The organism is Pseudomonas sp. B21-032, from assembly GCF_024748965.1.
GTDB lineage: Bacteria > Pseudomonadota > Gammaproteobacteria > Pseudomonadales > Pseudomonadaceae > Aquipseudomonas.
On sequence record NZ_CP087180.1, the window covers coordinates 4832796 to 4854514 of the forward strand.

The 21719-nt window shown below is 62.6% G+C and carries 19 protein-coding genes; 8 read left to right on the forward strand and 11 right to left on the reverse strand.

Annotated elements, in window-relative coordinates; translation table 11 throughout:
* The first annotated feature begins 87 nt into the window (after window positions 1–87).
* The 5 genes from LOY54_RS22245 (at window position 88) to LOY54_RS22265 (ending at window position 8030) form a co-directional block, all read left to right on the forward strand.
* Window positions 88–1515 (forward strand): di-heme oxidoredictase family protein, encoded by a 1428-nt coding sequence (locus LOY54_RS22245; protein WP_045197399.1) that lies wholly within the window; start codon window positions 88–90, stop codon window positions 1513–1515.
* A gap of 15 nt (window positions 1516–1530) precedes the next feature.
* Entirely contained in the window at window positions 1531–2595 is a 1065-nt protein-coding gene (locus tag LOY54_RS22250) for an imelysin family protein (protein WP_045197396.1), read from the forward strand.
* Between the two features lie 2 nt (window positions 2596–2597).
* A complete protein-coding gene (locus LOY54_RS22255) occupies window positions 2598–3695 on the forward strand; it encodes a DUF1513 domain-containing protein (RefSeq protein WP_045197394.1) in 1098 nt (365 codons plus the stop codon).
* Window positions 3696–3820: 125 nt separating this feature from the next.
* Complete coding sequence (locus LOY54_RS22260) at window positions 3821–4969, forward strand: efflux RND transporter periplasmic adaptor subunit (protein ID WP_045197392.1); 1149 nt, start codon at window positions 3821–3823, stop codon at window positions 4967–4969.
* 13 nt (window positions 4970–4982) lie between these two features.
* On the forward strand, window positions 4983–8030 hold the full coding sequence (locus tag LOY54_RS22265; protein WP_258607952.1) for a multidrug efflux RND transporter permease subunit: 3048 nt from the start codon (window positions 4983–4985) through the stop codon (window positions 8028–8030).
* Window positions 8031–8084: 54 nt separating this feature from the next.
* Here LOY54_RS22265 and LOY54_RS22270 read toward each other — a convergent pair whose 3' ends face one another.
* The 5 genes from LOY54_RS22270 to colR all read right to left on the reverse strand — a co-directional run bounded on the left by LOY54_RS22270 (window position 8085) and on the right by colR (window position 11816).
* On the reverse strand, window positions 8085–8312 hold the full coding sequence (locus tag LOY54_RS22270; RefSeq protein ID WP_045197388.1) for a hypothetical protein: 228 nt from the start codon (window positions 8310–8312) through the stop codon (window positions 8085–8087).
* Window positions 8312–9022 carry a lipopolysaccharide kinase InaA family protein gene (locus tag LOY54_RS22275; protein WP_045197386.1) on the reverse strand — a complete coding sequence of 237 codons (711 nt, stop codon included), beginning with the start codon at window positions 9020–9022 and terminating at the stop codon, window positions 8312–8314. The genes LOY54_RS22270 and LOY54_RS22275 overlap by 1 nt, the downstream gene beginning before the upstream one ends.
* A 7-nt stretch (window positions 9023–9029) precedes the next feature.
* A complete protein-coding gene (locus LOY54_RS22280; protein WP_045197385.1) occupies window positions 9030–9710 on the reverse strand; it encodes a class I SAM-dependent methyltransferase in 681 nt (226 codons plus the stop codon).
* 137 nt (window positions 9711–9847) lie between these two features.
* Window positions 9848–11143, reverse strand: coding sequence for a HAMP domain-containing sensor histidine kinase (locus LOY54_RS22285; RefSeq protein ID WP_045197383.1), 1296 nt, complete (start codon window positions 11141–11143; stop codon window positions 9848–9850).
* Window positions 11133–11816 carry a two-component system response regulator ColR gene (gene colR / locus LOY54_RS22290; protein ID WP_045197381.1) on the reverse strand — a complete coding sequence of 228 codons (684 nt, stop codon included), beginning with the start codon at window positions 11814–11816 and terminating at the stop codon, window positions 11133–11135. The genes LOY54_RS22285 and colR overlap by 11 nt, the downstream gene beginning before the upstream one ends.
* A 188-nt stretch (window positions 11817–12004) precedes the next feature.
* Here colR and LOY54_RS22295 point away from each other — a divergent pair, with 188 nt between their 5' ends.
* The gene (locus tag LOY54_RS22295) at window positions 12005–12733 is read left to right on the forward strand and encodes a phosphatase PAP2 family protein (RefSeq protein ID WP_258607954.1); all 729 of its coding nucleotides are present in this window, start codon (window positions 12005–12007) and stop codon (window positions 12731–12733) included.
* Between the two features lie 829 nt (window positions 12734–13562).
* Here the strand turns inward: LOY54_RS22295 and groL are convergent.
* The 5 genes from groL to LOY54_RS22320 form a co-directional block, all read right to left on the reverse strand.
* Complete coding sequence (gene groL, locus LOY54_RS22300; RefSeq protein ID WP_045197377.1) at window positions 13563–15215, reverse strand: chaperonin GroEL; 1653 nt, start codon at window positions 15213–15215, stop codon at window positions 13563–13565.
* A gap of 47 nt (window positions 15216–15262) precedes the next feature.
* A complete protein-coding gene (locus LOY54_RS22305) occupies window positions 15263–15556 on the reverse strand; it encodes a co-chaperone GroES (protein WP_003260750.1) in 294 nt (97 codons plus the stop codon).
* 257 nt (window positions 15557–15813) lie between these two features.
* Window positions 15814–16314 carry an FxsA family protein gene (locus LOY54_RS22310; RefSeq protein WP_045197374.1) on the reverse strand — a complete coding sequence of 167 codons (501 nt, stop codon included), beginning with the start codon at window positions 16312–16314 and terminating at the stop codon, window positions 15814–15816.
* 64 nt (window positions 16315–16378) lie between these two features.
* Window positions 16379–17110: a HugZ family protein gene (locus LOY54_RS22315; RefSeq protein WP_258607956.1), complete on the reverse strand. Its 732-nt coding sequence runs from the start codon at window positions 17108–17110 to the stop codon at window positions 16379–16381.
* 108 nt (window positions 17111–17218) lie between these two features.
* Window positions 17219–18226 carry a DUF481 domain-containing protein gene (locus tag LOY54_RS22320; protein ID WP_045197889.1) on the reverse strand — a complete coding sequence of 336 codons (1008 nt, stop codon included), beginning with the start codon at window positions 18224–18226 and terminating at the stop codon, window positions 17219–17221.
* A 152-nt stretch (window positions 18227–18378) separates the two neighbouring features.
* Between LOY54_RS22320 and LOY54_RS22325 the strand changes: the two genes are divergently transcribed.
* Together LOY54_RS22325 and LOY54_RS22330 are read left to right on the forward strand one after the other, a co-directional pair.
* Complete coding sequence (locus tag LOY54_RS22325; protein WP_045197370.1) at window positions 18379–18732, forward strand: MGMT family protein; 354 nt, start codon at window positions 18379–18381, stop codon at window positions 18730–18732.
* Between the two features lie 43 nt (window positions 18733–18775).
* The gene (locus tag LOY54_RS22330) at window positions 18776–20317 is read left to right on the forward strand and encodes an AmpG family muropeptide MFS transporter (protein ID WP_045197368.1); all 1542 of its coding nucleotides are present in this window, start codon (window positions 18776–18778) and stop codon (window positions 20315–20317) included.
* 24 nt (window positions 20318–20341) lie between these two features.
* Here the strand turns inward: LOY54_RS22330 and LOY54_RS22335 are convergent, their stop codons facing one another.
* Entirely contained in the window at window positions 20342–21592 is a 1251-nt protein-coding gene (locus tag LOY54_RS22335) for an MFS transporter (protein WP_045197366.1), read from the reverse strand.
* Between the last annotated feature and the right edge of the window lie 127 nt (window positions 21593–21719).

Consider the following 21719-nt stretch of genomic DNA (forward strand, 5'->3'; position numbering starts at 1 on the left):
TCGAGCAAACGCAAATCCCTCTTATTCAATTACCCCGAGCCTGCTAAGCTTGCACGCCGGTTTTTTGCCCAAGCCCCAGGATTATTGATGTCCTCGTTGCTTCCCCGTCTCAGCCCCCTGCTTCTGGTCGCCGTTCTGGCCGGTTGCGACGACGCCCCGCGATTCACCCAGGCCGAGCCCGGTGAAGCGCTGGCCGGTGGCAAGGCGACGGTGAACAAGCGCGACCAGAACGCCTACTCCATGCCTTCGGCCAACCTGCCGCCAAGCCGGCGCCTGGATTTCAGCGTCGGCAACAGCTTTTTCCGCAGCCCCTGGGTGATCGCCCCGTCGACCACCACCGCCCGCGACGGCCTGGGCCCGCTGTTCAATACCAATGCCTGCCAGAACTGCCACATCAAGGACGGCCGCGGCCACCCGCCCGGACCCAACGCCGCCAACGCGGTGTCGATGCTGGTGCGCCTGTCGATCCCCGATCAGCCGCAGTACGCCAAGGTTATCGAGCAACTGGGCATCGTCCCGGAGCCGGTGTATGGCGGTCAGTTGCAGGACATGGCGGTGCCGGGTGTCGCCCCCGAAGGCAAGGTGCGGGTCGAATACGATACGCAACAGGTCACCTTCAAGGACGGCACCCAGGTCGAACTGCGCAAGCCGCGCCTGCAGATCACCCAGCTGGGCTACGGGCCGATGCACCCCGATACGCGCTTCTCGGCCCGGGTCGCCCCGCCGATGATCGGCCTGGGTCTGCTCGAGGCCATCCCCGAGGCGGCGCTGCTGGCTAATGCCGACCCCGACGACCGCAACGGCGATGGCATCCGCGGCCGCGCCAACCGGGTCTGGGACGATGCTCAAGGCAAGACCGTGGTCGGCCGCTTCGGCTGGAAGGCCGGGCAGCCGAACCTCAATCAGCAGAACGTCCATGCGTTTTCCGGTGACATGGGCCTGACCACCAGCCTGCGGCCAATGGACGACTGCACCCCGGCGCAGACCGACTGCCTCAACGCCGCCAACGGCAACGGTGCCAACGGCGAGCAGGAAGTCAGCGACAACATCCTGCGCCTGGTGCTGTTCTATACCCGCAACCTGGCAGTGCCGGTGCGCAAGGACGTCGATTCGCCCCAGGTGCTGGCCGGCAAGAACCTGTTCCACCAGGCCGGCTGCCAAGGCTGCCACACGCCACAGTTCACCACCGCCAGCGACGCCGCCGAGCCGGAGCTGGCCAACCAGCTGATCCGCCCCTACAGCGACCTGCTGCTGCATGACATGGGCCCGGGCCTGGCCGACAACCGCAGCGAGTTCGCCGCCAGCGGCCAGGACTGGCGCACCGCGCCGCTGTGGGGTATCGGCCTGAACGAGACCGTCAGCGGTCACACCCAGTTTCTTCACGATGGCCGCGCCCGCAACCTGCTCGAAGCTGTGCTCTGGCACGGTGGCGAAGCCGAAGCGGCCAAACAGTACGTCTTGAGCTTCAACGCCGGGCAACGCACCGCGTTGCTGGCTTTCCTGAATTCACTTTAAGCAAAGGAGCCGGGCATGTTCCGTCCCAAACTGTTGTTCACCAGCCTTGCCGCCCTCGCCCTCGGCGCCTGCTCGCCGCAAGACCCGCAAGCGGTGACCTCGGCGGCGATCGCCAAACAGGTAATCCTGCCGACCTACAGCCGCTGGGTCGAAGCCGACCGCCAGCTGGCCGTCAGCGCCCTGGCCTTCTGTGAAGGCAAGGCGGACCTGGCCACTGCCCGCGCCGATTTTCTCCATGCGCAAAAAGCCTGGGCCGAGTTGCAGCCCCTGTTGATCGGCCCGCTGGCCGAAGGCAACCGTGCCTGGCAGGTGCAGTTCTGGCCCGACAAGAAGAACCTGGTTGGCCGTCAGGTCGAGCAACTGGTCAACGGTGACAAGCCACTCGACGCCGAAACCCTGGGCAAATCCAGTGTCGTCGTGCGCGGGCTGTCGGCCTACGAGTACATCCTCTTCGATAGCAAGCCGGATGCCGCCAACGCCGAACAGAAAGCCCGCTACTGCCCGCTGCTGGTGGCCATCGGCGAGCACCAGAAGGCCCTGGCCGAGGAAATCCTCAAAGGCTGGAACAGCACCGACGGCATGCTCGCGCAGATGACCAAGTTCCCCAACCAGCGCTACGCCGATTCCCACGAGGCCATCGCCGACCTGCTGCGGGCCCAGGTTACCGCCCTGGATACCCTGAAGAAGAAACTCGGCGCGCCCATGGGCCGCCTGAGCAAGGGTATCCCGCAGCCGCTGCAGGCCGAGGCCTGGCGCAGCCACTCCTCGCTGAAAAGCCTGGAAGCCAGCCTCAATGCTGCCCAGACCGTCTGGGTCGGGGTCGACAACAAAGGCCTGCGCGGCCTGCTGGGCAAAGACCAGCAAGCCTTGGCGGACAAGATCGACGCCGCCTACGCCAACGCCTCCAAGCTGCTGGCCGGCAACCAGAAAACCCTCGGCGAGTTGCTCGACGACGAAGCCGGTCGCCAGCAGCTGAACACTATTTACGACAGCCTCAACGCCGTTCACCGCCTGCACGAAGGCGAGCTGGCCAAGGCGCTGGGCATCCAGCTGGGCTTCAACGCCAACGACGGTGACTGATCATGTTGCGACGCCAGGCTCTCAAACTCGGTAGCGTTGTGCTCAGCGCCCTCACCCTCGGCGGCTGGACCCTGTTTCGCAACAAGGCCGGCACGCCGCTGCTGCTCTCGGCGCGTGACGATGGCGACGGCAAGCACTACGCCGTCGGCTACCGCCTGGACGGCACCCAGGTGTTCGCCACCGAGGTGGGCCAGCGTTGCCATGACATCATCAACCATCCCGAACAGCCAATTGCCCTGTTCGTCGCCCGCCGCCCCGGCACCGAGAGCTACCTGATCGACCTGCGCGATGGCCGCTTGCTGCAGACCATCACCTCGCAGCCGAACCGGCATTTCTACGGCCATGCGGTGATCCACAAGAGCGGCGAATGGCTCTACGCTACCGAGAACGACACCACCGACCCTGGCCGTGGCGTACTCGGTGTCTACCGTTTCGACGGCGAGCGCCTGAGCCATGCTGGCGAAATCTCGACCCACGGCATCGGCCCGCACCAGGTGTCGTGGATGCCCGATGGCGAAACCCTGGTGGTGGCCAACGGCGGCATTCGCACCGAAGCCGAAAGCCGGGTGGAGATGAACCTCGATGCCATGCAGCCAAGCCTGGTGCTGATGCAGCGCGACGGCACGCTGTTAAGCAAAGAAGTGCTCAGCCAGCAGATGAACAGCGTGCGCCACTTGGCGATTGCCGCCGACGGCACCATCGTCGCCGGCCAGCAGTTCATGGGCGCCAGCCACGAGACTGCCGAGCTGCTGGCGATCAAGCGCCCGGGCCAGGCCTTTGAAGCCTTCCCGGTGCCCGAGCAGCAATTGCAGTCCATGGCCCACTACACCGCCAGCGTCGCCATTCACAACGAGCTGCGCCTGGTGGCCCTGACCGCGCCACGGGCCAACCGGCTGTTTATCTGGGACCTGGACAGCGCTCAGGTACGCCTTGATGCACCGATGCCCGATTGCGCCGGTGTCGGCGCAGTGGCCGACGGTTTTGTCGTGACCTCAGGCCAAGGCCGTTGCCGCCTGTACGATTGCCGCAAGCCCGAACTGATCGGCCAGCCCCTGCAATTGCCGTCCGGGCTCTGGGACAACCACCTGCACCTGGCCTGAAAATAGCCGGGAACACAGGCTTCCCAGGCCCGGTCAACAGAGTAATATTCGGCTACATCGCACGTGGGCAGGATCGCCCGTCGTCGTGCCAAGCGAACCACAATTCGTCTCCAAGGAACTGGACTATGCTGCGCCGCCGCATGCTGATCATGTTGGGTGTTGTCTTGCTGCTCGTGCTGATCCTGGGGGGCTACAAGGCCTTTGCCATCTATCAGCAGATCCAGATGTTCTCGGCCCCCAAGCCGCCGATCAGCGTGGCGGCGACCGAGGCCAGCGAACGTGCCTGGCAGAACCGCCTGCCGGCCGTGGGCAGCCTCAAGGCGCTGCAAGGGGTCGACCTGAGCCTGGAGATCGCCGGCACGGTCAAGGCCCTGCAGTTCGAGTCCGGGCAGAAAGTCAGCAAGGGCCAGTTGTTGCTGCAACTGGACAGCGATGTCGAAACCGCATTGCTGGGGACCGCCCTCGCCGACCTGGGCCTGGCCCAGGTCGACTACAACCGCGGCAGCCAGCTGGTCGGCAGCCAGGCGATTTCCAAGGGTGAGTTCGATCGCTTGAGCGCCCAGTTCAAGCGCAACAAGGCGGTGGTCGATCAACTCAAGGCGGCGCTGGCAAAAAAGAGCATCAATGCGCCCTTCAGCGGCACCATCGGCATCCGCCAGGTGGACGTTGGTGACTACCTGGCCAGCGGCACGGTGATCGCCACCTTGCAAGACCTGAGCAGCCTCTACGTCGATTTCTTCGTCCCCGAACAGTCGATTCCCAAGCTGAGCATTGGCCAGCAAGTGCTGGTCAGCGTCGCCGCCTACCCGCAAGAGCACTTCCCCGGCAGCATCAGCGCGATCAACCCCAAGGTCGAGGACAGCACCCGCAACGTGCAGGTCCGCGCCACCCTGGCCAACCCCGACGGCAAGCTGCTGCCCGGCATGTTCACCAGCCTGCAGGTTTTGCTGCCCGACCCGCAGCCACAGGTGGTGGTGCCGGAAAGCGCGGTGACCTACACCCTGTATGGCAACTCGGTGTATGTCGCCACGGCGAAAAAGCCTGAAGACGGCAAAGTGCCAGACAACGCCGACGCCCAGCCAACCCTGATTGCCGAACGCCGCTTCGTCGAGACCGGCGAGCGCCGCGATGGCCTGGTGATCATCAGCAAGGGGCTCAAGGCCGGCGAAACGGTAGTCACCGCCGGCCAGTTGAAACTCACCCAGGGCGCGCCGATCAGCATCAGCCCGGACAAAGCCCTGCAAGCCCCCGACAGCCCGCCGCGCAGCAACTGATCAAGGAACCGTCATGGCCTTTACCGATCCGTTCATCCGCCGCCCGGTGCTGGCCAGCGTGGTCAGCCTGCTGATCGTGCTGCTGGGCTTCCAGGCCTGGAGCAAGTTGCCGATCCGCCAATACCCGCAAATGGAAAACGCCCTGATCACGGTGACCACCGCCTACCCCGGGGCCAACGCCGAAACCATCCAGGGCTACATCACCCAGCCGCTGCAGCAAAGCCTGGCCAGCGCCGAAGGCATCGACTACATGACCTCGGTGAGCCGGCAGAACTTCTCGGTGATTTCGATCTATGCGCGCATCGGCTCGGACAGCGACCGGCTGTTCACCGAGTTGCTGGCCAAGGCCAACGAGGTCAAGAACAAGCTGCCCCAGGACGCCGAAGACCCGGTGCTGAGCAAGGAGGCCGCCGACGCCTCGGCGCTGATGTACGTAAGCTTCTACAGCAGCGAGTTGAGCAACCCGCAGATCACCGATTACCTGTCGCGGGTCATCCAGCCCAAGCTTGCGACCCTGCCGGGCATGGCCGAAGCCGAGATCCTCGGCAACCAGCTGTTCGCCATGCGCCTGTGGATCGACCCGGTAAAGCTTGCCGGCTACGGCCTGAGCGCCAACGACGTGACCCAGGCGGTGCGCGGCTACAACTTCCTTTCGGCGGCCGGCGAGCTCAAGGGCGAGTACATCGTCACCAGTATCAACGCCACCACCGAGCTCAAGAGCGCCGAAGCCTTCGCCAATATCCCGCTCAAGACCAGTGGCGACAGCCGGGTGCTGCTCGGCGACGTGGCGCGGGTTGAAATGGGCGCCGAGAACTACGACACCGTGAGCTCCTTCGACGGCACGCCGTCGGTGTACATCGGCATCAAGGCCACCCCCGGGGCCAACCCGCTGGAAGTGATCAAGGAGGTGCGCAAGCTCATGCCCGAGCTTGAAAGCCAGCTACCGCCGAACCTGAAATCCTCGATCGCCTACGACGCCACGCTGTTCATCCAGGCCTCGATCGACGAAGTGGTCAAGACCCTGGTCGAAGCGGTGCTGATCGTCATCGTCGTGGTCTTCCTGTTCCTCGGCGCCTTGCGCTCGGTGCTGATCCCGGTCATTACCATCCCGCTGTCGATGATCGGCGTGCTGTTTTTCATGCAGTTGATGGGCTATTCGCTGAACTTGCTCACCCTGTTGGCCATGGTCCTGGCCATCGGCCTGGTGGTCGATGACGCTATCGTCGTGGTGGAAAACATCCACCGTCATATCGAAGAAGGTAAATCGCCCTACGATGCGGCCCTGGAAGGCGCTCGCGAAATTGCCATGCCGGTGGTGTCGATGACCATCACCCTGGCGGCGGTGTACGCCCCTATCGGCTTTCTGCAGGGGCTCACCGGCGCGCTGTTCAAGGAGTTCGCCCTGACCCTGGCCGGCGCCGTGGTGATTTCCGGGATCGTCGCCCTGACCCTGTCACCGATGATGTGCGCCCTGCTGTTGCGGCACGAGCAGAACCCCAGCGGCCTGGCCCACCGTCTGGATGTACTCTTCGAACGGCTCAAACTGCACTACCAGAAAACCCTCCATGGCACCCTCAACACCCGGCCAGTGGTGCTGGTGTTCGCGCTGATCGTGCTGTGCCTGATTCCGGTGTTTCTGATGTTCACCAAGAACGAGCTGGCGCCCGATGAAGACCAGGGCATCATCTTCATGATGGCCACCGCCCCGCAGCCAACCAACCTCGATTACCTGAACAGCTACACCGACGAGTTCATCAAGATCTTCAAGGACTTCCCCGAGTACTATTCGTCGTTCCAGATCAACGGCTTCAACGGCGTGCAATCGGGCATCGGCGGCTTTTTGCTCAAGCCGTGGAACGAACGCGAGCGCACCCAGATGCAGCTGCTGCCATTGGTACAGGCCAAGCTCGAAGGCATCAGCGGCCTGCAGATCTTCGGCTTCAACCTGCCCTCGCTACCGGGCACCGGTGAAGGCTTGCCGTTCGCCTTCGTGATCAACACCGCCAACGACTACGCCTCGTTGCTGGAGGTGGCCGAACGGGTCAAGGCGCGTGCCCAGGCGTCGGGCAAGTTCGCCTTCCTCGACATCGACCTGGCCTTCGACAAGCCCGAGGTGGTGGTCGATATCGACCGCGCCAAGGCGGCGCAGATGGGCGTGTCCATGGACGCCCTGGGCGGCACCCTGGCGACCCTGCTGGGCGAGGCGGAGATCAACCGCTTTACCATCGACGGGCGCAGCTACAAGGTCATTGCCCAGGTCGAGCGGCCCTACCGCGACAACCCCGACTGGCTGAACAACTACTACGTGAAGAACCAGCAGGGGCAGATGCTGGCGCTGTCGACCCTGATCAGCATCAGCGACCGCGCCCGCCCGCGTCAGCTCAACCAGTTCCAGCAGCTGAACTCGGCAATCATCCAGGGCTTCCCGATGGTCAGCATGGGCGAGGCGCTGGATACCGTGCGCACGATTGCCCGTGAGGAAGCGCCGGAGGGCTACGGCTTTGACTATGGCGGCGCGGCGCGTCAGTTCGTTCAGGAAGGCAGCGCCCTGTGGGTAACCTTCGGCCTGGCGCTGGCAATCATCTTCCTGGTGCTGGCGGCACAGTTCGAAAGCTTCCGCGACCCGCTGGTGATCCTGGTGACTGTGCCGCTGTCGATCTGCGGGGCGTTGATTCCCCTGTTCCTGGGGATCTCGAGCATGAACATCTACACCCAGGTAGGTCTGGTGACCCTGATCGGGCTGATCAGCAAACACGGCATCCTGATCGTCGAGTTTGCCAATCAGTTGCGCCAGCAAAAAGGCTTGAGCGCCCGCGAAGCGGTGGAAGAAGCCGCAGCCATCCGCCTGCGCCCGGTGCTGATGACCACTGCGGCGATGGTATTTGGCATGGTGCCGCTGATCCTTGCCACCGGCGCCGGCGCGGTCAGCCGCTTCGACATCGGCACGGTGATCGCCACCGGCATGTCGGTGGGCACCTTGTTCACCCTGTTCGTGCTGCCGTGCATCTATACCTTGCTGGCCAAGGCCGATGCGCCGCAAGCCGCCACGCAAACGGTATGAAATGCAAAAGGCCTCGTCGATGACGAGGCCTTTGCCCGAACGCCTTGCAAGGTTTCAGCCGCTGGCGCGTACGCCCTGGCTCAACCCGAACAGCAACAACAGCAGATCGTGATCGGGTTTGGCATCGACCTGGGGCTTGACCACCCGGGGCAACGGACATTGCGCACCGGCATCGACCTTGCTGACTATTTGCGGGCGTGGCTCTTCCCACGCGGCCACGGCGACAGTTGCCACGCCCAGCGCCATCAGCAGGAACACACCTCGAGCTATTTCTAGTTTCATTACTCTAAACCTTTGACAGCGCTGCCAAACGCCATCTGGTAAAAATAGAGCAGTTTTTGCCACTCTGCGTCAGTGAAAGACGAATGGCGGCGCAATTGTTTAAGGTCATTGGCGGCAGCGCGCTGGCAACTGATGCGCCGGCGGCATTTTTCCAGGTCCAGCAATGCCACCTCGGCCCTGGCTTCGGCGCCCTCGCCAACGACCTTGACGAACACGTGCTTGCCATACAGGCAACCATGCTGCCAGTGACCACGGTGCATACGCACCAGGTTCTGCGCCAGGTCCAGCAGGACCCGCTCGTGCAATGCCGGGTGATAGCGCTCACGGGCGCCGGCAGCGAACCAGCTGTCGATGTCCTCGAAACCTTCCAGCGCCTCGCTGACCAGCAACGCGCGCCACTGGTGCTCGGCATCGCGCTCGACGCCGCAATAGACGATATGCGGCACCCGCACGCCAAGCTGCTCGAAACTGTTCAGGGCCTCGTACTCACGGAGCACGGTGGGCCGGCCGAAGGGGTGCAAAAGGCTGCGGTAGATATGGCCGATCTGACGCTTGGCATAGAACGTATGGCCCGTGTCGTCGCTCAGGCGTTGTACACCACTCTCGCCGCCGCGACGCTGGTTGGGCTCCTCGACCCATTCACCCTGCTGCTGCCAGAAATGATCGAACTGATCCTTGTTCGTCGTTGCTGCTGTGCGCTCAAACCCCATGCCCCGCTCACCCCTTACGCAATAGATAGACTCGCCACATGGCATAGAACGGCAAGAAGTCCAATCGTTCCTGAATGCGGAACCCTGCGGCTTCGAATTCTTCTTCAACCGTAGCAGCTGGTAACACAAAACGATTCTGGTAACTGCCCTGCCCGCTTTCGGCGTAACGCCGTTGCTCGAGCTTTTTGCGCCGCCAGGCTTTGAAGTTGCCATCCACCCACAGCGAAACGATCACGCTGTCGCGGGTAACTCGTTGAAATTCCGAGAGTAATGTCTTGCGATGGGCGGCTTCACCGATGTGATGCATCAGCCGCATGCAAAAAATACTGTCGACCGAGTTATCCGGTAAATCGATGGCGAAGGCAGATGTCTGCAAGGTACGTACCCGTTCCACCACATGGGCCGGCTGCGAGGCGCGTGCAGTTTCGAGCATGGCTTCGGAGTTGTCGGCGCCGATGATCACCCTGTTGGGTTTTTCTGCCAGCAACGGCCAGAAACGCCCGGCGCCGCACGGCAGGTCGAGGACCAGCCCGGGCTCGCCAGCCAGCGCCAGGGCGCGACGGGCCAATTGCTCGTCACGCTGGTGGGACATCCGCCGCGCCAGGCCATCCTGGTGCTTGAGGAAGTATTCCTGGGCGTGCTGCTGGTCGTACTTTTCCGAAAACTCGAGTTTGATAGGGCTACGCATTGTGCATCTCCTGACTCCAATGCGCTCACCTTAGGCAGGCAAGCGTTGGCGTCAGGTCATGCTGGTGTGAAAAATTTGTTAGTTTTCGCGGTAAAGGTTTCAACAAATTACAAACTTTCACACCGGCCAATGCCCTGTTACCCCTCGAGCGGCCGCTCGGGTGCCAGGCTCAGGTCGACATGGAAGCGGCAGCCATGGGGCACCATGGCGCTAAGGCTGACCGACCAGCCCTGATCGTCACAGATCCGCTGCACCAGCGACAAACCCAGGCCCAGGCCTTCGCCACGCCGTTCGTCGCCGCGCACGAACGGCCGGAACATGGCTTCGCGCTGCTCTTCGGGAATCCCCACGCCACTGTCCTCGACCAGAAACCCGGCAGGCTCCAGGGTCAGGCGGATAAAGCCTTGGTCGGTGTAGTGCGCGGCGTTGCGCAGCAGGTTGCCCATCACCGCCTGCAGAAAGGTGGCGTTGTACAAGGTCGAGGTTGCGGCCTTGGGGTCGTACAGCAAGGTCAGGCCTTTCTGCTCGATGGTGTCGCGCCAGACGCCAATCAGGTCATCGGCGACTTCCTTCATGGTTGCCTGCGAGGCCACTGCGCCTTCGTCGCGCTGGGCACGGGCAAGCATCAGGAAGGTTTTCACCAGTTCCTGCATCTCTTCGGTGGCGCGGGCGATACGTTCGACCTGGGAGCGCGCCCGGGGCTCCATGTTGGGGTTGACCAGCAACAGCTCGCAGGAGCTGGCCAGCACCATCAGCGGCGTACGCAGCTCGTGGCTGACGTCGCTGGTAAACAGGCGTTCACGGGTCAGGGCATCGCGCAGACGCCCAAGGGTGTCGTCGAAGGCCACCGCCAGCTGGCCGACTTCATCCGCGGCGTAATCTGGCGCCAAAGGTGGTGCCAGGCCGAGCAACTGGTCGCGGTGACGAACCTGGCGCGCCAGGCGAATCACCGGCGCCATAACCCGGCGGGCCAGAACCCAGCCGAGGAACACTGCCAGCGCCAGGCTCAACACGAAGCCGACCACCACGACGGCGAACAGCACCCGCTCGCGTTCTTCGAAATCGCTCTGGTCCTGGAGCAGGACATAGCGCCGGCCATCAACGATTTCGACCATCGCGTGGTAGGACAAGTCTTCGCGAAACACTTCGTGAAAGCCTCGTTCGAGATGGCGCAAATCCTTGGGCAGTTCGAATTCGTCGCGCCCGCCGCTGAAATAGAACAGTTGGTCCGGCCGTGGCCGGTGGCTCCAGTCGCCGACGCTGTCCATGCGCAGCAAGCGCTGCAGATCGCCGCCCAGTACCGCGGAAATCAGCCGCTCCTCGACCAGGTGCACGGTGGCGACAATGCCAAAGGCAAACGCCCCGGCCACCAGTGCGCTCATCAGGGCAAAAGCAATGATGATGCGCTGGGCAAGGCTCTGTCTAAACTCCATCACGGCCCTCGGCCAGACGATAGCCGACGCCGTGGACGGTATGCAGCAGGGGTTTTTCGAAGGGTTTGTCGATCACCTGGCGCAACTGGTGAACATGGCTGCGCAGGCTGTCGCTGTCCGGGCAGTCATCGCCCCACAGCGCCTCTTCGAGCACTTCGCGGCGCAGTACGTGCGGGCTCTTCTGCATCAGCACAGCCAGCAGCTTGAGGCCCACCGGGTTGAGTTTGAGCAGCTTGCCTTCGCGGGTCACTTCCAGGGTGTCCAGGTCGTAGATCAGGTCGCTGATCTGCAAGGTCCGGCGACCGCCGCCCTGGGCCCGGCGCAGTACTGCCTCGATACGCGCGGCCAGCTCCGACAGCGCAAACGGCTTGAGCAGGTAATCGTCAGCGCCAGAACGAAAACCCTGCAAGCGGTCATCGAGCTGGTCTCGGGCGGTGAGCATGATCACCGGGGTATCACGCCGGGCATCTTCGCGCAGACGCTTGCACAGGGTGTAGCCGTCGATGCCGGGCAGCATGATGTCGAGCACGATCAGGTCGTAGTGCTCGGTAGCGGCCAGGTGCAGGCCGGACAGGCCATCCTGGGCACAATCCACCGTGTAGCCCTTCAGGCCCAGGTAGTCGGCCAGGTTGGCCAGGATATCGCGGTTGTCTTCAACCAGTAGAATTCGCATTGGGGTGTCTCCGGTCCGACGCTTTTGCCTGCTTGGCAGGCGCAGCTTAAGGCCATCAGCGCCGCCAGGCTAGGTCGGCGCGACTTTATTGCAGGTTAACGTTTTTTTCACCGAGCCTTCACGGACAGGTGATGGCGGCTGCCCGAGAATTGCCGGTCGGACTCCCCTTTGACCTGCCTGGACTTGCCATGTCACTACCCGCCTACTCCCGTCCGCTGAATTTCTGGATCGCCCTGGGCATTCCCGCCATTACCGCACTCATATTGATCCTGCTGGAACTGACCTCGCTGGACATGGACCTGGCCAAGATGGCGTTCGATCCGGTAGCCGGGCAGTTCATCGGCCGGCACAGCTATTTTCTCGAAGATATCCTGCACGACCGGGTCAAACAGGCGGTAATCGCCCTCGGTTTGCTAGCGATTGTCGCCTTCGCCGTGAGTTTCTTCTGGTCGCGGCTGTTCAGCTGGCGGCGGGAACTGGGTTGCCTGGTGCTGGCCATGGGTTTGTCGACCAGCTTTGTCACCCCGGTCAAGGCAGTAACTGAGGTGCAGTGCCCGTGGAGCCTGAGCGAGTTTGGTGGCAAGGAAACCTACAGCGAGCTGCTCAGCCCGCGCCCGGCTACCGACAAGCCCGGACGCTGCTGGCCAGGCGGCCATGCGGCAACCGGTTTTACCCTGTTTGCACTGTTTTTTGTTTTGCGTGATCGGCGCCCGCGCCTGGCCAGGGCCGCGCTGGTATTCGCCTTTGGCCTGGGTACGCTGTTTTCGGTGGGGCGCATGCTGCAGGGCGCGCACTTCTTTTCGCACAACGTATGGACGGCGGTGTTTTGCTGGCTGATCAGCCTTGGCTGTTACTACTGGGTGCTGTACCGCCGGCCGGTTGAGGTCAAGCAGGACGCGCTGGTTGCTGCAAAGTAAAAAGGCAGGCATAAAAAAGGCTCTTCACGGAATCCCGGGGGCTATGATTCTTGGGTTGGGTTGCGGGCTTATCCATTCGGTGTGGCGCCGCTGTTGGCCCCTTCCGCCCTTACGGCGGGTCCCTTTTGTTCTTGGCAAAAGGAACCAAAACCGCTCGCTCCAGCATACGGCCCTACGCTGCGCTCCGGGTTCCTTCGCTACGGTGCCTTCCAGGGGCATCGCGGCCTACGACTTGCTTCGCCAAGTCTACGTCTCGCGACTTCTGCCTCGGCCGAAGGGTGCTACGCACCAGCCCCCTCCAGACACCTACGCTCAGCCTCCTGAAGTCGCGAAGTTACGGGCGGCGCCTGCACTGACGTATCTGCGAAAGCAGATGTTGGCGAAGCCATGCTGACGCAGGAGCGGGACAGCCCGCTGATAAAACGAGCACCAACGTGATCTTGATAGTCATGCACGCACTTCCAGACGCCGCGAAAAGCGACTTCAGGAGGCCGAGCGGAGGTGCCTGTAGGGGCGGTGCGCAGCACCTTCGGCGGCAGCCGAAGACGCGAGATGTAGACTTGCGAAGCAAGTCGTAGGCCGCGATGCCCCGGAAGGTGCCGTAGCGAGGGGACCCGAAGCGCAGCGTAGGGCCGTATGCAGGAGCAAGCGGTTTTGCCTACTTCTTCCCAAGAGAAAAGTAGGCCGCCGTAAAGGCGGAAGGGGCCAGCAGCAGCCCCACACTGAATGGATAAACTCGCAGCCTCAACATCCCAACCCGGGATTCCGTGAAGAGCCAAAAAAAAGCCCCGCACTAGGCGGGGCTCTTTATCGAGCGGGTAAGGCTGGCTTACATCATGCCGCCCATGCCACCCATACCACCCATGCCGCCCATGTCTGGCATGCCGCCGCCAGCACCAGCTTCCACTGGAGCGTCAGCAACCATGGCTTCGGTGGTGATCATCAGACCGCCAATCGAAGCTGCAGCTTGCAGGGCCGAACGGGTTACTTTGGCAGGGTCGAGGATACCCATCTCGATCATGTCGCCGTACTCGCCGGTCGCAGCGTTGTAACCGAAGTTGCCGGAACCTTGCTTGACCTTGTCGACAACCACGCTTGGCTCGTCGCCGGCGTTGGCAACGATCTGACGCAGTGGCGCTTCAACAGCGCGACGCAGCAGCTGAATACCGACGTTCTGGTCTTCGTTGTCGCCTTTGAGCTCGGAGATAGCTTGCAGCGAGCGAACCAGGGCAACACCACCGCCAGGCACCACGCCTTCTTCGACGGCTGCACGGGTAGCGTGCAGGGCGTCTTCAACGCGGGCTTTCTTCTCTTTCATTTCGACTTCGGTGCCAGCACCGACCTTGATCACGGCAACACCGCCAGCCAGCTTGGCCAGACGCTCTTGCAGTTTTTCACGGTCGTAGTCCGAGGAAGTCTCGGCAACCTGAGCGCGGATCTGGGTGATGCGCGCTTCGATATCGCCTTGAACACCAGCGCCGTCGACGATGATGGTGTTTTCCTTGGACAGGGTCACACGCTTGGCGTTACCCAGGTGCTCCAGGGTAGCGGACTCCAGGCTCAGGCCGATTTCTTCGGAGATCACGGTACCGCCGGTCAGGACAGCGATGTCCTGCAGCATGGCCTTGCGGCGATCGCCGAAGCCAGGGGCCTTGACTGCAGCAACCTTGACGATGCCGCGCATGTTGTTGACCACCAGGGTGGCCAGCGCTTCGCCTTCGACGTCTTCAGCCACGATCAGCAGCGGACGACCGGCCTTGGCAACGGCTTCCAGAACTGGCAGCAGTTCGCGGATGTTGGAGATTTTCTTGTCAACCAGCAGCAGCAGCGGGCCATCCAGCTCGGCGACCATGGTGTCTGGCTTGTTGACGAAGTAAGGGGACAGGTAGCCACGGTCGAACTGCATGCCTTCTACGACCGACAGTTCGTTTTCCAGGCCCGAGCCTTCTTCGACGGTAATCACGCCTTCTTTACCGACTTTTTCCATGGCTTCGGCGATGATGTCACCGATGGAGTTGTCGGAGTTGGCCGAGATGGTGCCGACCTGAGCGATGGCCTTGGAGTCGGCGCATGGCTTGGACAGGGACTTCAGCTCTTTGACGATGGCGATGGTGGCTTTGTCGATACCACGCTTGAGGTCCATCGGGTTCATGCCGGCAGCAACGGCTTTCAGGCCTTCGCTGACGATGGCCTGAGCCAGAACGGTAGCGGTGGTGGTGCCGTCACCAGCTTCGTCGTTGGCCTTGGAGGCAACGTCTTTCAGCAGCTGGGCGCCCATGTTTTCAAAGGCGTCTTTGAGCTCGATTTCTTTGGCAACCGACACACCGTCTTTGGTGATGGTTGGAGCGCCGAAGCTCTTGGCCAGAACAACGTTACGGCCTTTCGGGCCCAGGGTGGCTTTTACAGCGTCAGCCAGAACGTTGACACCAACGAGCATTTTCTTACGGGCGGAGTCGCCGAATTTTACGTCTTTAGCAGCCATGATCGTTTAATCCTTGAATACTTTGGAGTAACGGGAAACCAGCGGAATCAGCCTTCGATGACAGCGAGAATTTCGTTCTCAGCCATCACCAGCAGGTCTTCGCCGTCAACTTTCACAGTGTTGCTGCCCGAGTAAGGGCCGAAAACCACCTTGTCACCCACTTTCACGGCCAGCGCACGCACTTCACCGTTGTCCAGGATGCGACCGGTACCTACAGCGACGACTTCGCCACGGTTAGGTTTTTCAGCGGCCGAACCTGGCAGAACGATACCGCCAGCGGTTTTCGATTCTTCTTCGCTGCGACGGATAACGACGCGGTCATGCAGAGGACGAAGCTTCATTGTCGATCTCTCCTAATTGTGGTTTTCATCGGCCGGTATCGACACCGGCGGGTTGATGCTTGCGGCGTAGCCGCTCGTAGCCCGCGGGGCGGACCACACATGTAATGTCTGGTGCAAATCACCAGAAACCTTGCGGTGACCCATACATGAGGTCGCCAAGAGCAATTACAAGGCTTGGCTGTGAAAATTTTTAGCGATCGGCGCTGCACAAAGCAAAACGGCCCCGATAGGGGCCGTTGGCAAAGCACAGGTAACCTTTACAAGTCCCGTGGATTGCGCAGGTTAGGCTGAGCAGGATCTTCACGGCCGACCACTTCACCTTCGATCACCGTTGGCTGGTGGCCACCGGGCTGGCCCGGCCGCGCCATGAACGGATCATCGCCAAAGGCGCGCTGGCGCATGGCCTGGGCCTCGGCGCGCTCGCGCATCTTGCGCCCGAGCAGGCGACGGGTGAACGGCAGCAGGCAGACCAGGCCGATCACGTCACTGATGAAGCCGGGCAACAGCAGCAGGCCGCCACCGAGCGCCAGCATCAGGCCGTGGAACATGTCCTCGGCCGGCAGCTCGCCGCGCTGCAGGCTCTCGCGGGCACGCAGGGCGGTGGCCAGGCCCGCCACCCGCACCACCAGCACGCCCAGGGCGGAGCCGGCGATGATCAGCAGCAGCGCGGGAAAGAAGCCGATCGCGGTGCTGACCTTGAAAAACACATACAGCTCCAGCACCGGAAAAATCAGAAACAGCAATAGAAAAGCACGCATCAACGGTTCCTCTGCGCAAGATGTCCTTGCAGTAGACCTTTAATGGATGCGATCCCTCGCCATTTCAAGCCTCGGCGGCTTGCCGTTGAGGCCATTGATCGGCGCGGGCCAGAAAAACCAGGGCTTCGCGCACTTGTATCGGCGTATTGCAAGACGATGCGAACGGCAACCAATGCAGGGCCTGGCCAATGCGCAGGTGCATGCCCTCGCTGTCGATGCCGACCATCTGCGCCGCCGCGCCCTGGGGCAGGCCGCTGAGCTGGACGTAGTGCTCGATGGCGTTGGCGTGATCGCTGTTCATGTGCTCGATCATGCTCTGTTCGGCCTTGCCGGCAAAGGGGTTGGCCAGGTTCAGGTGATCGATCCAGTGGATTGCGCCGAAGCCGCCGATGTAGCGATGGCGCACCGGCTTGAGCACCCAGAAGTCGAAATCGTGGGCTTTATGGTAGTTGGCCGATTCGGGGAAGTAACGGTAATAGCGCTCGGCAGCGGCTTCGACTGCCTCGGTCTCGACCAACTGTTGCGCCTCGGCCAGCACGGTCAGGCGGCCCACCGCCTGAACGTCCTCGGCGTCGCGCTCGCCCACCAGCAACGAGCACTTGGGGTCTTTTTGCAGGTTGTGGGTGTGCTGGGCAATGCGGCTGATCAGGATCAGCGGATTTCCGTCGGCATCCAGGCAATAGGGCACCACTGATCCGAACGGAAAGCCCGGCATCGATTTGGAATGGGTCGACAGCACCCCGCGGTACTCTTTGAGCAGCAGCTCCCGTGCCTGTGTTGCGGCTTTAGCGCTCACTGTATGACTCCCCGCTCGATAATCGTCGTAATGCCGAGCGTGCATGCGCGCACGCTCAGGCTAGTTAACCGACAAAATAATCATTATCGCTCGGTGTTGCCAGCGTGCTTACCAGGCCACACCGAAACCTGCGGTATAGCGGGTCTTGTCCAGGTCGCTGTCGCGGGTGCCGCTGATGATGTCTTTCTCGGCCTTGAGGTTGAGCGAGGCCCACTCGGTAACCTTGTAGCGCAGGCCGACCTCGGCATCCAGGGCGTACTCAGCGACGCCGCCCAGCGGTTTGCCGACTTCGCCGTTGGTGAAGAACTCGACGCGCTTGCCAATCAGGTAGCGGTTGTAGTCCCACTTCATGGCCAGCGAGTAGAAGTTGTCCTTGCCGCCGTCGGCGTATTCATAGTCGGTACGGTTGACCAGCGAACCGAGCGAGAACGCGCCCAGTTCGTCATCCCAGAACTGGTAGCCCGGGCCGGTACCCACGGTGCGCTGGCGAGCGAGGTCTTCGATGTGGTCACGCTTGTATTCCAGACGGCCCTGCCAGAACCACTTCTCGGTGATGAAGCGGTCCAGCGCGTATTCGGCGCTCCAGTTGTTGGTGGTGGTGACCTCGTCCTTGCTTTCGCGGTTGTATTCGCCTTCGGCCTGATGGCGCCAGCGGCCGTGACGGGCGGTGGTCTTGAAGTCGATGTCGTAGTCGTCGCTGTCGGTTTCGGCGCGCTTATAGTCCATGGCCAGGTCGACATTGCCCTTCCACGACAGGTCCTCGACCACAGGCTTTGGCTTCATGATCTGCTGGATGCTGGCCAGTTCGACAGTCTTGGGGGCCTCGCCGTTGGCCAGAACGACCTTGCCGTCTTCGGCAGCCTGTAGCGACTTGGCTTTTTCGCCGCTGTAGGCGTCTTGCTTGACCAGCAACTCCTGATCGCTTTCCAGGGTCTGCACCTGCTTCCAGTCCAGGGCAATGGAGCCGCCATAAGGCGTTTCGAGCAACAGTTTGCCGCCATCGAAAACCTTGATCTTGCCGCTCAGCTTGTCACCGTTTTTCATCCACACGGTGTCGGCAAGGGCGGGGGAACAGGCAGCAGCGAGGGCAACGCACAACAAGGCTCTAGGAAACATAAGCGGCAACGGACTCGGGTTCGCGAAAAAAGTCGGGCATTATCCAGATACCCGCCATCAGAGCAAGGACTGACCTGCCCCATGTCGATGAGTTCAATTCTTATTTGCTCGAACAAACCTGCGCGTGCAGCGCGCAATAAGCGAATCCCGCGATGAACGGGATTCCCGGCGATCCGACCGAAAGCGCCGAAGCCCGACGAATGGCACTCTACCTGGTGCTTGGCCAGGTGCCTGCGGGCAAGGTGATCAGCTACGGCGAACTGGCGCAACTGGCAGGTTTAGGCCGTGCGGCGCGCTGGGTCGGGCGTACCCTCAGCCAGTTGCCCAGCGATACCCAGTTGCCCTGGCACCGGGTGCTGGGCGCCGGCGGACGCCTGAGCCTGGCCCTGGGCACCCCTTCAGGCGATGAACAGCGGGCCCGGCTGCGCGCAGAAGGCATCACCTTGCACAATAATCGTGTGGATATGTTGCGCCATGGCTGGCGCCCGATGGAGCACAGCGGTTAGAGTGCGCGCTTTGTTTTCGTAAACTTGAGGCAGATGTTGGCCCATGCCCCGTAAAACCTGGCGCGCTGCGCTCGCTGCCTATGCCAGCCCGTCGACACTGGTGCTGTTGTTGCTCGGCTTTGCCGCCGGCCTGCCTTACATGCTGGTGTTTTCGACCCTGTCGGTATGGCTGCGCGAGGCCGGCGTGGCCCGTGAAACCATCGGCTATGCCAGCCTGATCGGCCTGGCCTATGCCTTCAAATGGGTGTGGTCGCCGCTGCTCGACCAATGGCGCCTGCCGTTGCTCGGCAAACTCGGGCGCCGCCGCTCCTGGCTGGTGCTGTCGCAAATCCTGGTGGTTATCGGCCTGATCGGCATGGGCTTCTGCGACCCGCAAAAGCACCTGTCCTGGCTGATTGCCCTGGCGGTGCTGGTGGCCTTTGCCTCGGCCACCCAGGACATTGCTGTCGACGCCTACCGCCTGGAAATCGCCGATGACCAGCGCCAGGCCGCGCTGGCCGCCAGCTACATGGCCGGCTACCGGGTTGCCGCGCTGCTGGCTACCGCCGGTGCCTTGTTCTTCGCCGAAGGCTTCGGCTCAACCGGCTTCAGCTACCTGCACAAGGCCTGGACCGGCACCTACGTGCTGTTCGGCGTGATGATGCTGCCGGCGCTGATCACCACCCTGCTGATGCGCGAACCGCCGGTGCCACTGCGCACCCAGCTGTCGGCGGCGCGCTACGGCCTGGCCCACCAGCTGGTGTCGGTGTTCGTGCTGATCATCCTGCTGGTGTCGGTACCGGCTACCTTCACCCAGCTGTACAACACCGATTTCGCCAGCGTGCTGTTCGAAGGCGTGAGCCTGCTCGACTTGCTGCTCGAAGACCGCGCCTTCCTGCGCGCAATCCTCTATATCACCCTCACCGCCCTGTGCCTGTCGTCCATGGGCCGCCGCGGCCTGGCACCGGTGCTGACGCCGGTCAACGACTTCATCACCCGCTATCGCTGGCAGGCCCTGCTGCTGCTCGGGTTGATCGCCACCTACCGGATGTCCGACACGGTGATGGGCGTGATGGCCAACGTGTTCTATATCGACCAGGGCTTCACCAAGGACCAGATCGCCAGCGTCAGCAAGATCTTCGGCCTGATCATGACCCTGGTGGGTGCCGGTTTCGGCGGCCTGCTGATTGTGCGCTTCGGCATCTTGCCGATCCTGTTCATCGGCGGCGTGGCGTCGGCGGCGACCAACATCCTGTTCCTGATGCTCGCCGACATGGGCGCCAACCTGCAGATGCTGATCGTCACCATCTCGCTGGACAACTTCAGCTCGGGCCTGGCCACCTCGGCGTTTGTCGCCTACCTGTCGAGCCTGACCAACCTGAAGTTCTCGGCGACCCAGTACGCCCTGCTCAGCTCGATCATGCTGCTGTTGCCGCGGCTGATCGGCGGTTACTCGGGGGTCATGGTCGAGAAATTCGGCTATCACGACTTCTTCCTGATCACCGCCCTGCTTGGCGTGCCGACCCTGATCCTGATCGCCCTGCAATGGCGTCAGGAGCGCGGCAAGCCAGAGCCGGTCGAGCACCAGGTTGCAGAACGCCCCTGAACCGCGCTGAGGCTATCGCCGGGATTACTCCGGGATAGCCTCTGGCAGGTTGCTGGAAGCGCTCAGAACGACCCTCAGCGGCCATAGCGCAAGAATCCCCGCAGCGCCCGCCGCCAGGGCGAAGTGCACCAGGCTGGCACCCGCGCCGAGCATCGCCAGCAACGCCCCGCCAAGGCCCAGCAGGGCAATGGTGATCATCCCCAGCATCGCCGACACCAGGCCCTTGCTCTGCTCGCTGGAAAACAGCGTCATGCGGTACAGCACGGCGTTGGCGATGCCCAGGCCCAGGGCGTACACCGACAAGCCAGCCACCAGGCTCAGCACCGACGGCAGCAGCCAGGTGCCCAGCATCATGCCCAGCAAACCGATCAGGAACGGCCACAGCGCCCGCCGTACCAGGGTAGTCAGCGCGTAGCGATCGGCGATGCGGTTGATGATCAGGTTGCCGAGGATCAACCCGCCGAACACTGGCAATTGCCACAGGGCGTAATCCAGGGTACTCAGGCCCTCGTCATGGATCAGCAGCACCGGCGACAGGCCGATCCAGCCGATCAGCGGCAGGCCGACCAGACCCAGGGCAGCGCTGCCGGCGACAAAGCGGCGGTTGCTCAGCAGTTGCCCGTAGCCTGCCAGCAACGGCAGCAGGTGGATCGGCTGGAACGCCAGGCGTGAGCCGTCGCGGCGCTCGACGCCAAGGGTTTCCGGCATGAACCGGTACAGGGCAAACCAGGCCAGCACCGCCGCCGCGCCGAACAGCACGAACAGCCAGCGCCAGGACACCCACTCCAGCAGCAGGGTGCCGACCAATGGCCCGAGCAGCGGCGAGAGCAAGGCAATATTGGCCAGCAAGGCCATCATCCGCACCGCGTCGGCCTCGCTGAACGCCTCGTTGAGTGCCGGGTAGCTGACGGTCACGACAAAGCCCAGGCCGATGCCCTGCAGCAGGCGCAGCAGGTTGAACAACTCGATGCCCTGCACCCAGAAGGTAGCGATGCAGGCCAGGCAGAAGAACGCGCAGCCACCCAGCAGCAGCGGTCGCCGCCCGTAACGGTCGGCCAGCGGGCCGATCAGCCATTGCAGGACAACGCCGCCAAGCAGGTAGAGGTTCAGCGCGTGGGGAATGAATTCGGGGCTGGCGTTCAGGTCACCGACCACCACCGGCATCGCCGGCATTACCACGTCACTGGCGAGGTAAGTGAGCAGTTCGAACAGCGCCAGGGTCATGGCGAAACAAAACGCCCGCAACGGCGTGATGTTGATCAGGGGGGTAAGCATGATAAGACCGGGCAAACAGAAGTAAGCGAGCCTATATGCCAGAAAGCACCGGGCGCAGGTAGCGCGAAGACGTGAACAAGTGTAATGACTGCTGAAAGCATCGCGGGGCAAGCCCGTTCCTGCAGGA

Excerpts from the sequence above, each read along its gene's own strand:
- LOY54_RS22245 (WP_045197399.1), top strand. The coding sequence starts at position 88 with ATGTCCTCGTTGCTTCCCCGTCTCAGCCCCCTGCTTCTGGTCGCCGTT.
- LOY54_RS22250 (WP_045197396.1), top strand. The coding sequence starts at position 1,531 with ATGTTCCGTCCCAAACTGTTGTTCACCAGCCTTGCCGCCCTCGCCCTC.
- LOY54_RS22255 (WP_045197394.1), top strand. The coding sequence starts at position 2,598 with ATGTTGCGACGCCAGGCTCTCAAACTCGGTAGCGTTGTGCTCAGCGCC.
- LOY54_RS22260 (WP_045197392.1), top strand. The coding sequence starts at position 3,821 with ATGCTGCGCCGCCGCATGCTGATCATGTTGGGTGTTGTCTTGCTGCTC.
- LOY54_RS22265 (WP_258607952.1), top strand. The coding sequence starts at position 4,983 with ATGGCCTTTACCGATCCGTTCATCCGCCGCCCGGTGCTGGCCAGCGTG.
- LOY54_RS22270 (WP_045197388.1), bottom strand. The coding sequence starts at position 8,312 with ATGAAACTAGAAATAGCTCGAGGTGTGTTCCTGCTGATGGCGCTGGGC.
- LOY54_RS22275 (WP_045197386.1), bottom strand. The coding sequence starts at position 9,022 with ATGGGGTTTGAGCGCACAGCAGCAACGACGAACAAGGATCAGTTCGAT.
- LOY54_RS22280 (WP_045197385.1), bottom strand. The coding sequence starts at position 9,710 with ATGCGTAGCCCTATCAAACTCGAGTTTTCGGAAAAGTACGACCAGCAG.
- LOY54_RS22285 (WP_045197383.1), bottom strand. The coding sequence starts at position 11,143 with ATGGAGTTTAGACAGAGCCTTGCCCAGCGCATCATCATTGCTTTTGCC.
- colR (WP_045197381.1), bottom strand. The coding sequence starts at position 11,816 with ATGCGAATTCTACTGGTTGAAGACAACCGCGATATCCTGGCCAACCTG.
- LOY54_RS22295 (WP_258607954.1), top strand. The coding sequence starts at position 12,005 with ATGTCACTACCCGCCTACTCCCGTCCGCTGAATTTCTGGATCGCCCTG.
- groL (WP_045197377.1), bottom strand. The coding sequence starts at position 15,215 with ATGGCTGCTAAAGACGTAAAATTCGGCGACTCCGCCCGTAAGAAAATG.
- LOY54_RS22305 (WP_003260750.1), bottom strand. The coding sequence starts at position 15,556 with ATGAAGCTTCGTCCTCTGCATGACCGCGTCGTTATCCGTCGCAGCGAA.
- LOY54_RS22310 (WP_045197374.1), bottom strand. The coding sequence starts at position 16,314 with ATGCGTGCTTTTCTATTGCTGTTTCTGATTTTTCCGGTGCTGGAGCTG.
- LOY54_RS22320 (WP_045197889.1), bottom strand. The coding sequence starts at position 18,226 with ATGTTTCCTAGAGCCTTGTTGTGCGTTGCCCTCGCTGCTGCCTGTTCC.
- LOY54_RS22325 (WP_045197370.1), top strand. The coding sequence starts at position 18,379 with ATGAACGGGATTCCCGGCGATCCGACCGAAAGCGCCGAAGCCCGACGA.
- LOY54_RS22330 (WP_045197368.1), top strand. The coding sequence starts at position 18,776 with ATGCCCCGTAAAACCTGGCGCGCTGCGCTCGCTGCCTATGCCAGCCCG.
- LOY54_RS22335 (WP_045197366.1), bottom strand. The coding sequence starts at position 21,592 with ATGCTTACCCCCCTGATCAACATCACGCCGTTGCGGGCGTTTTGTTTC.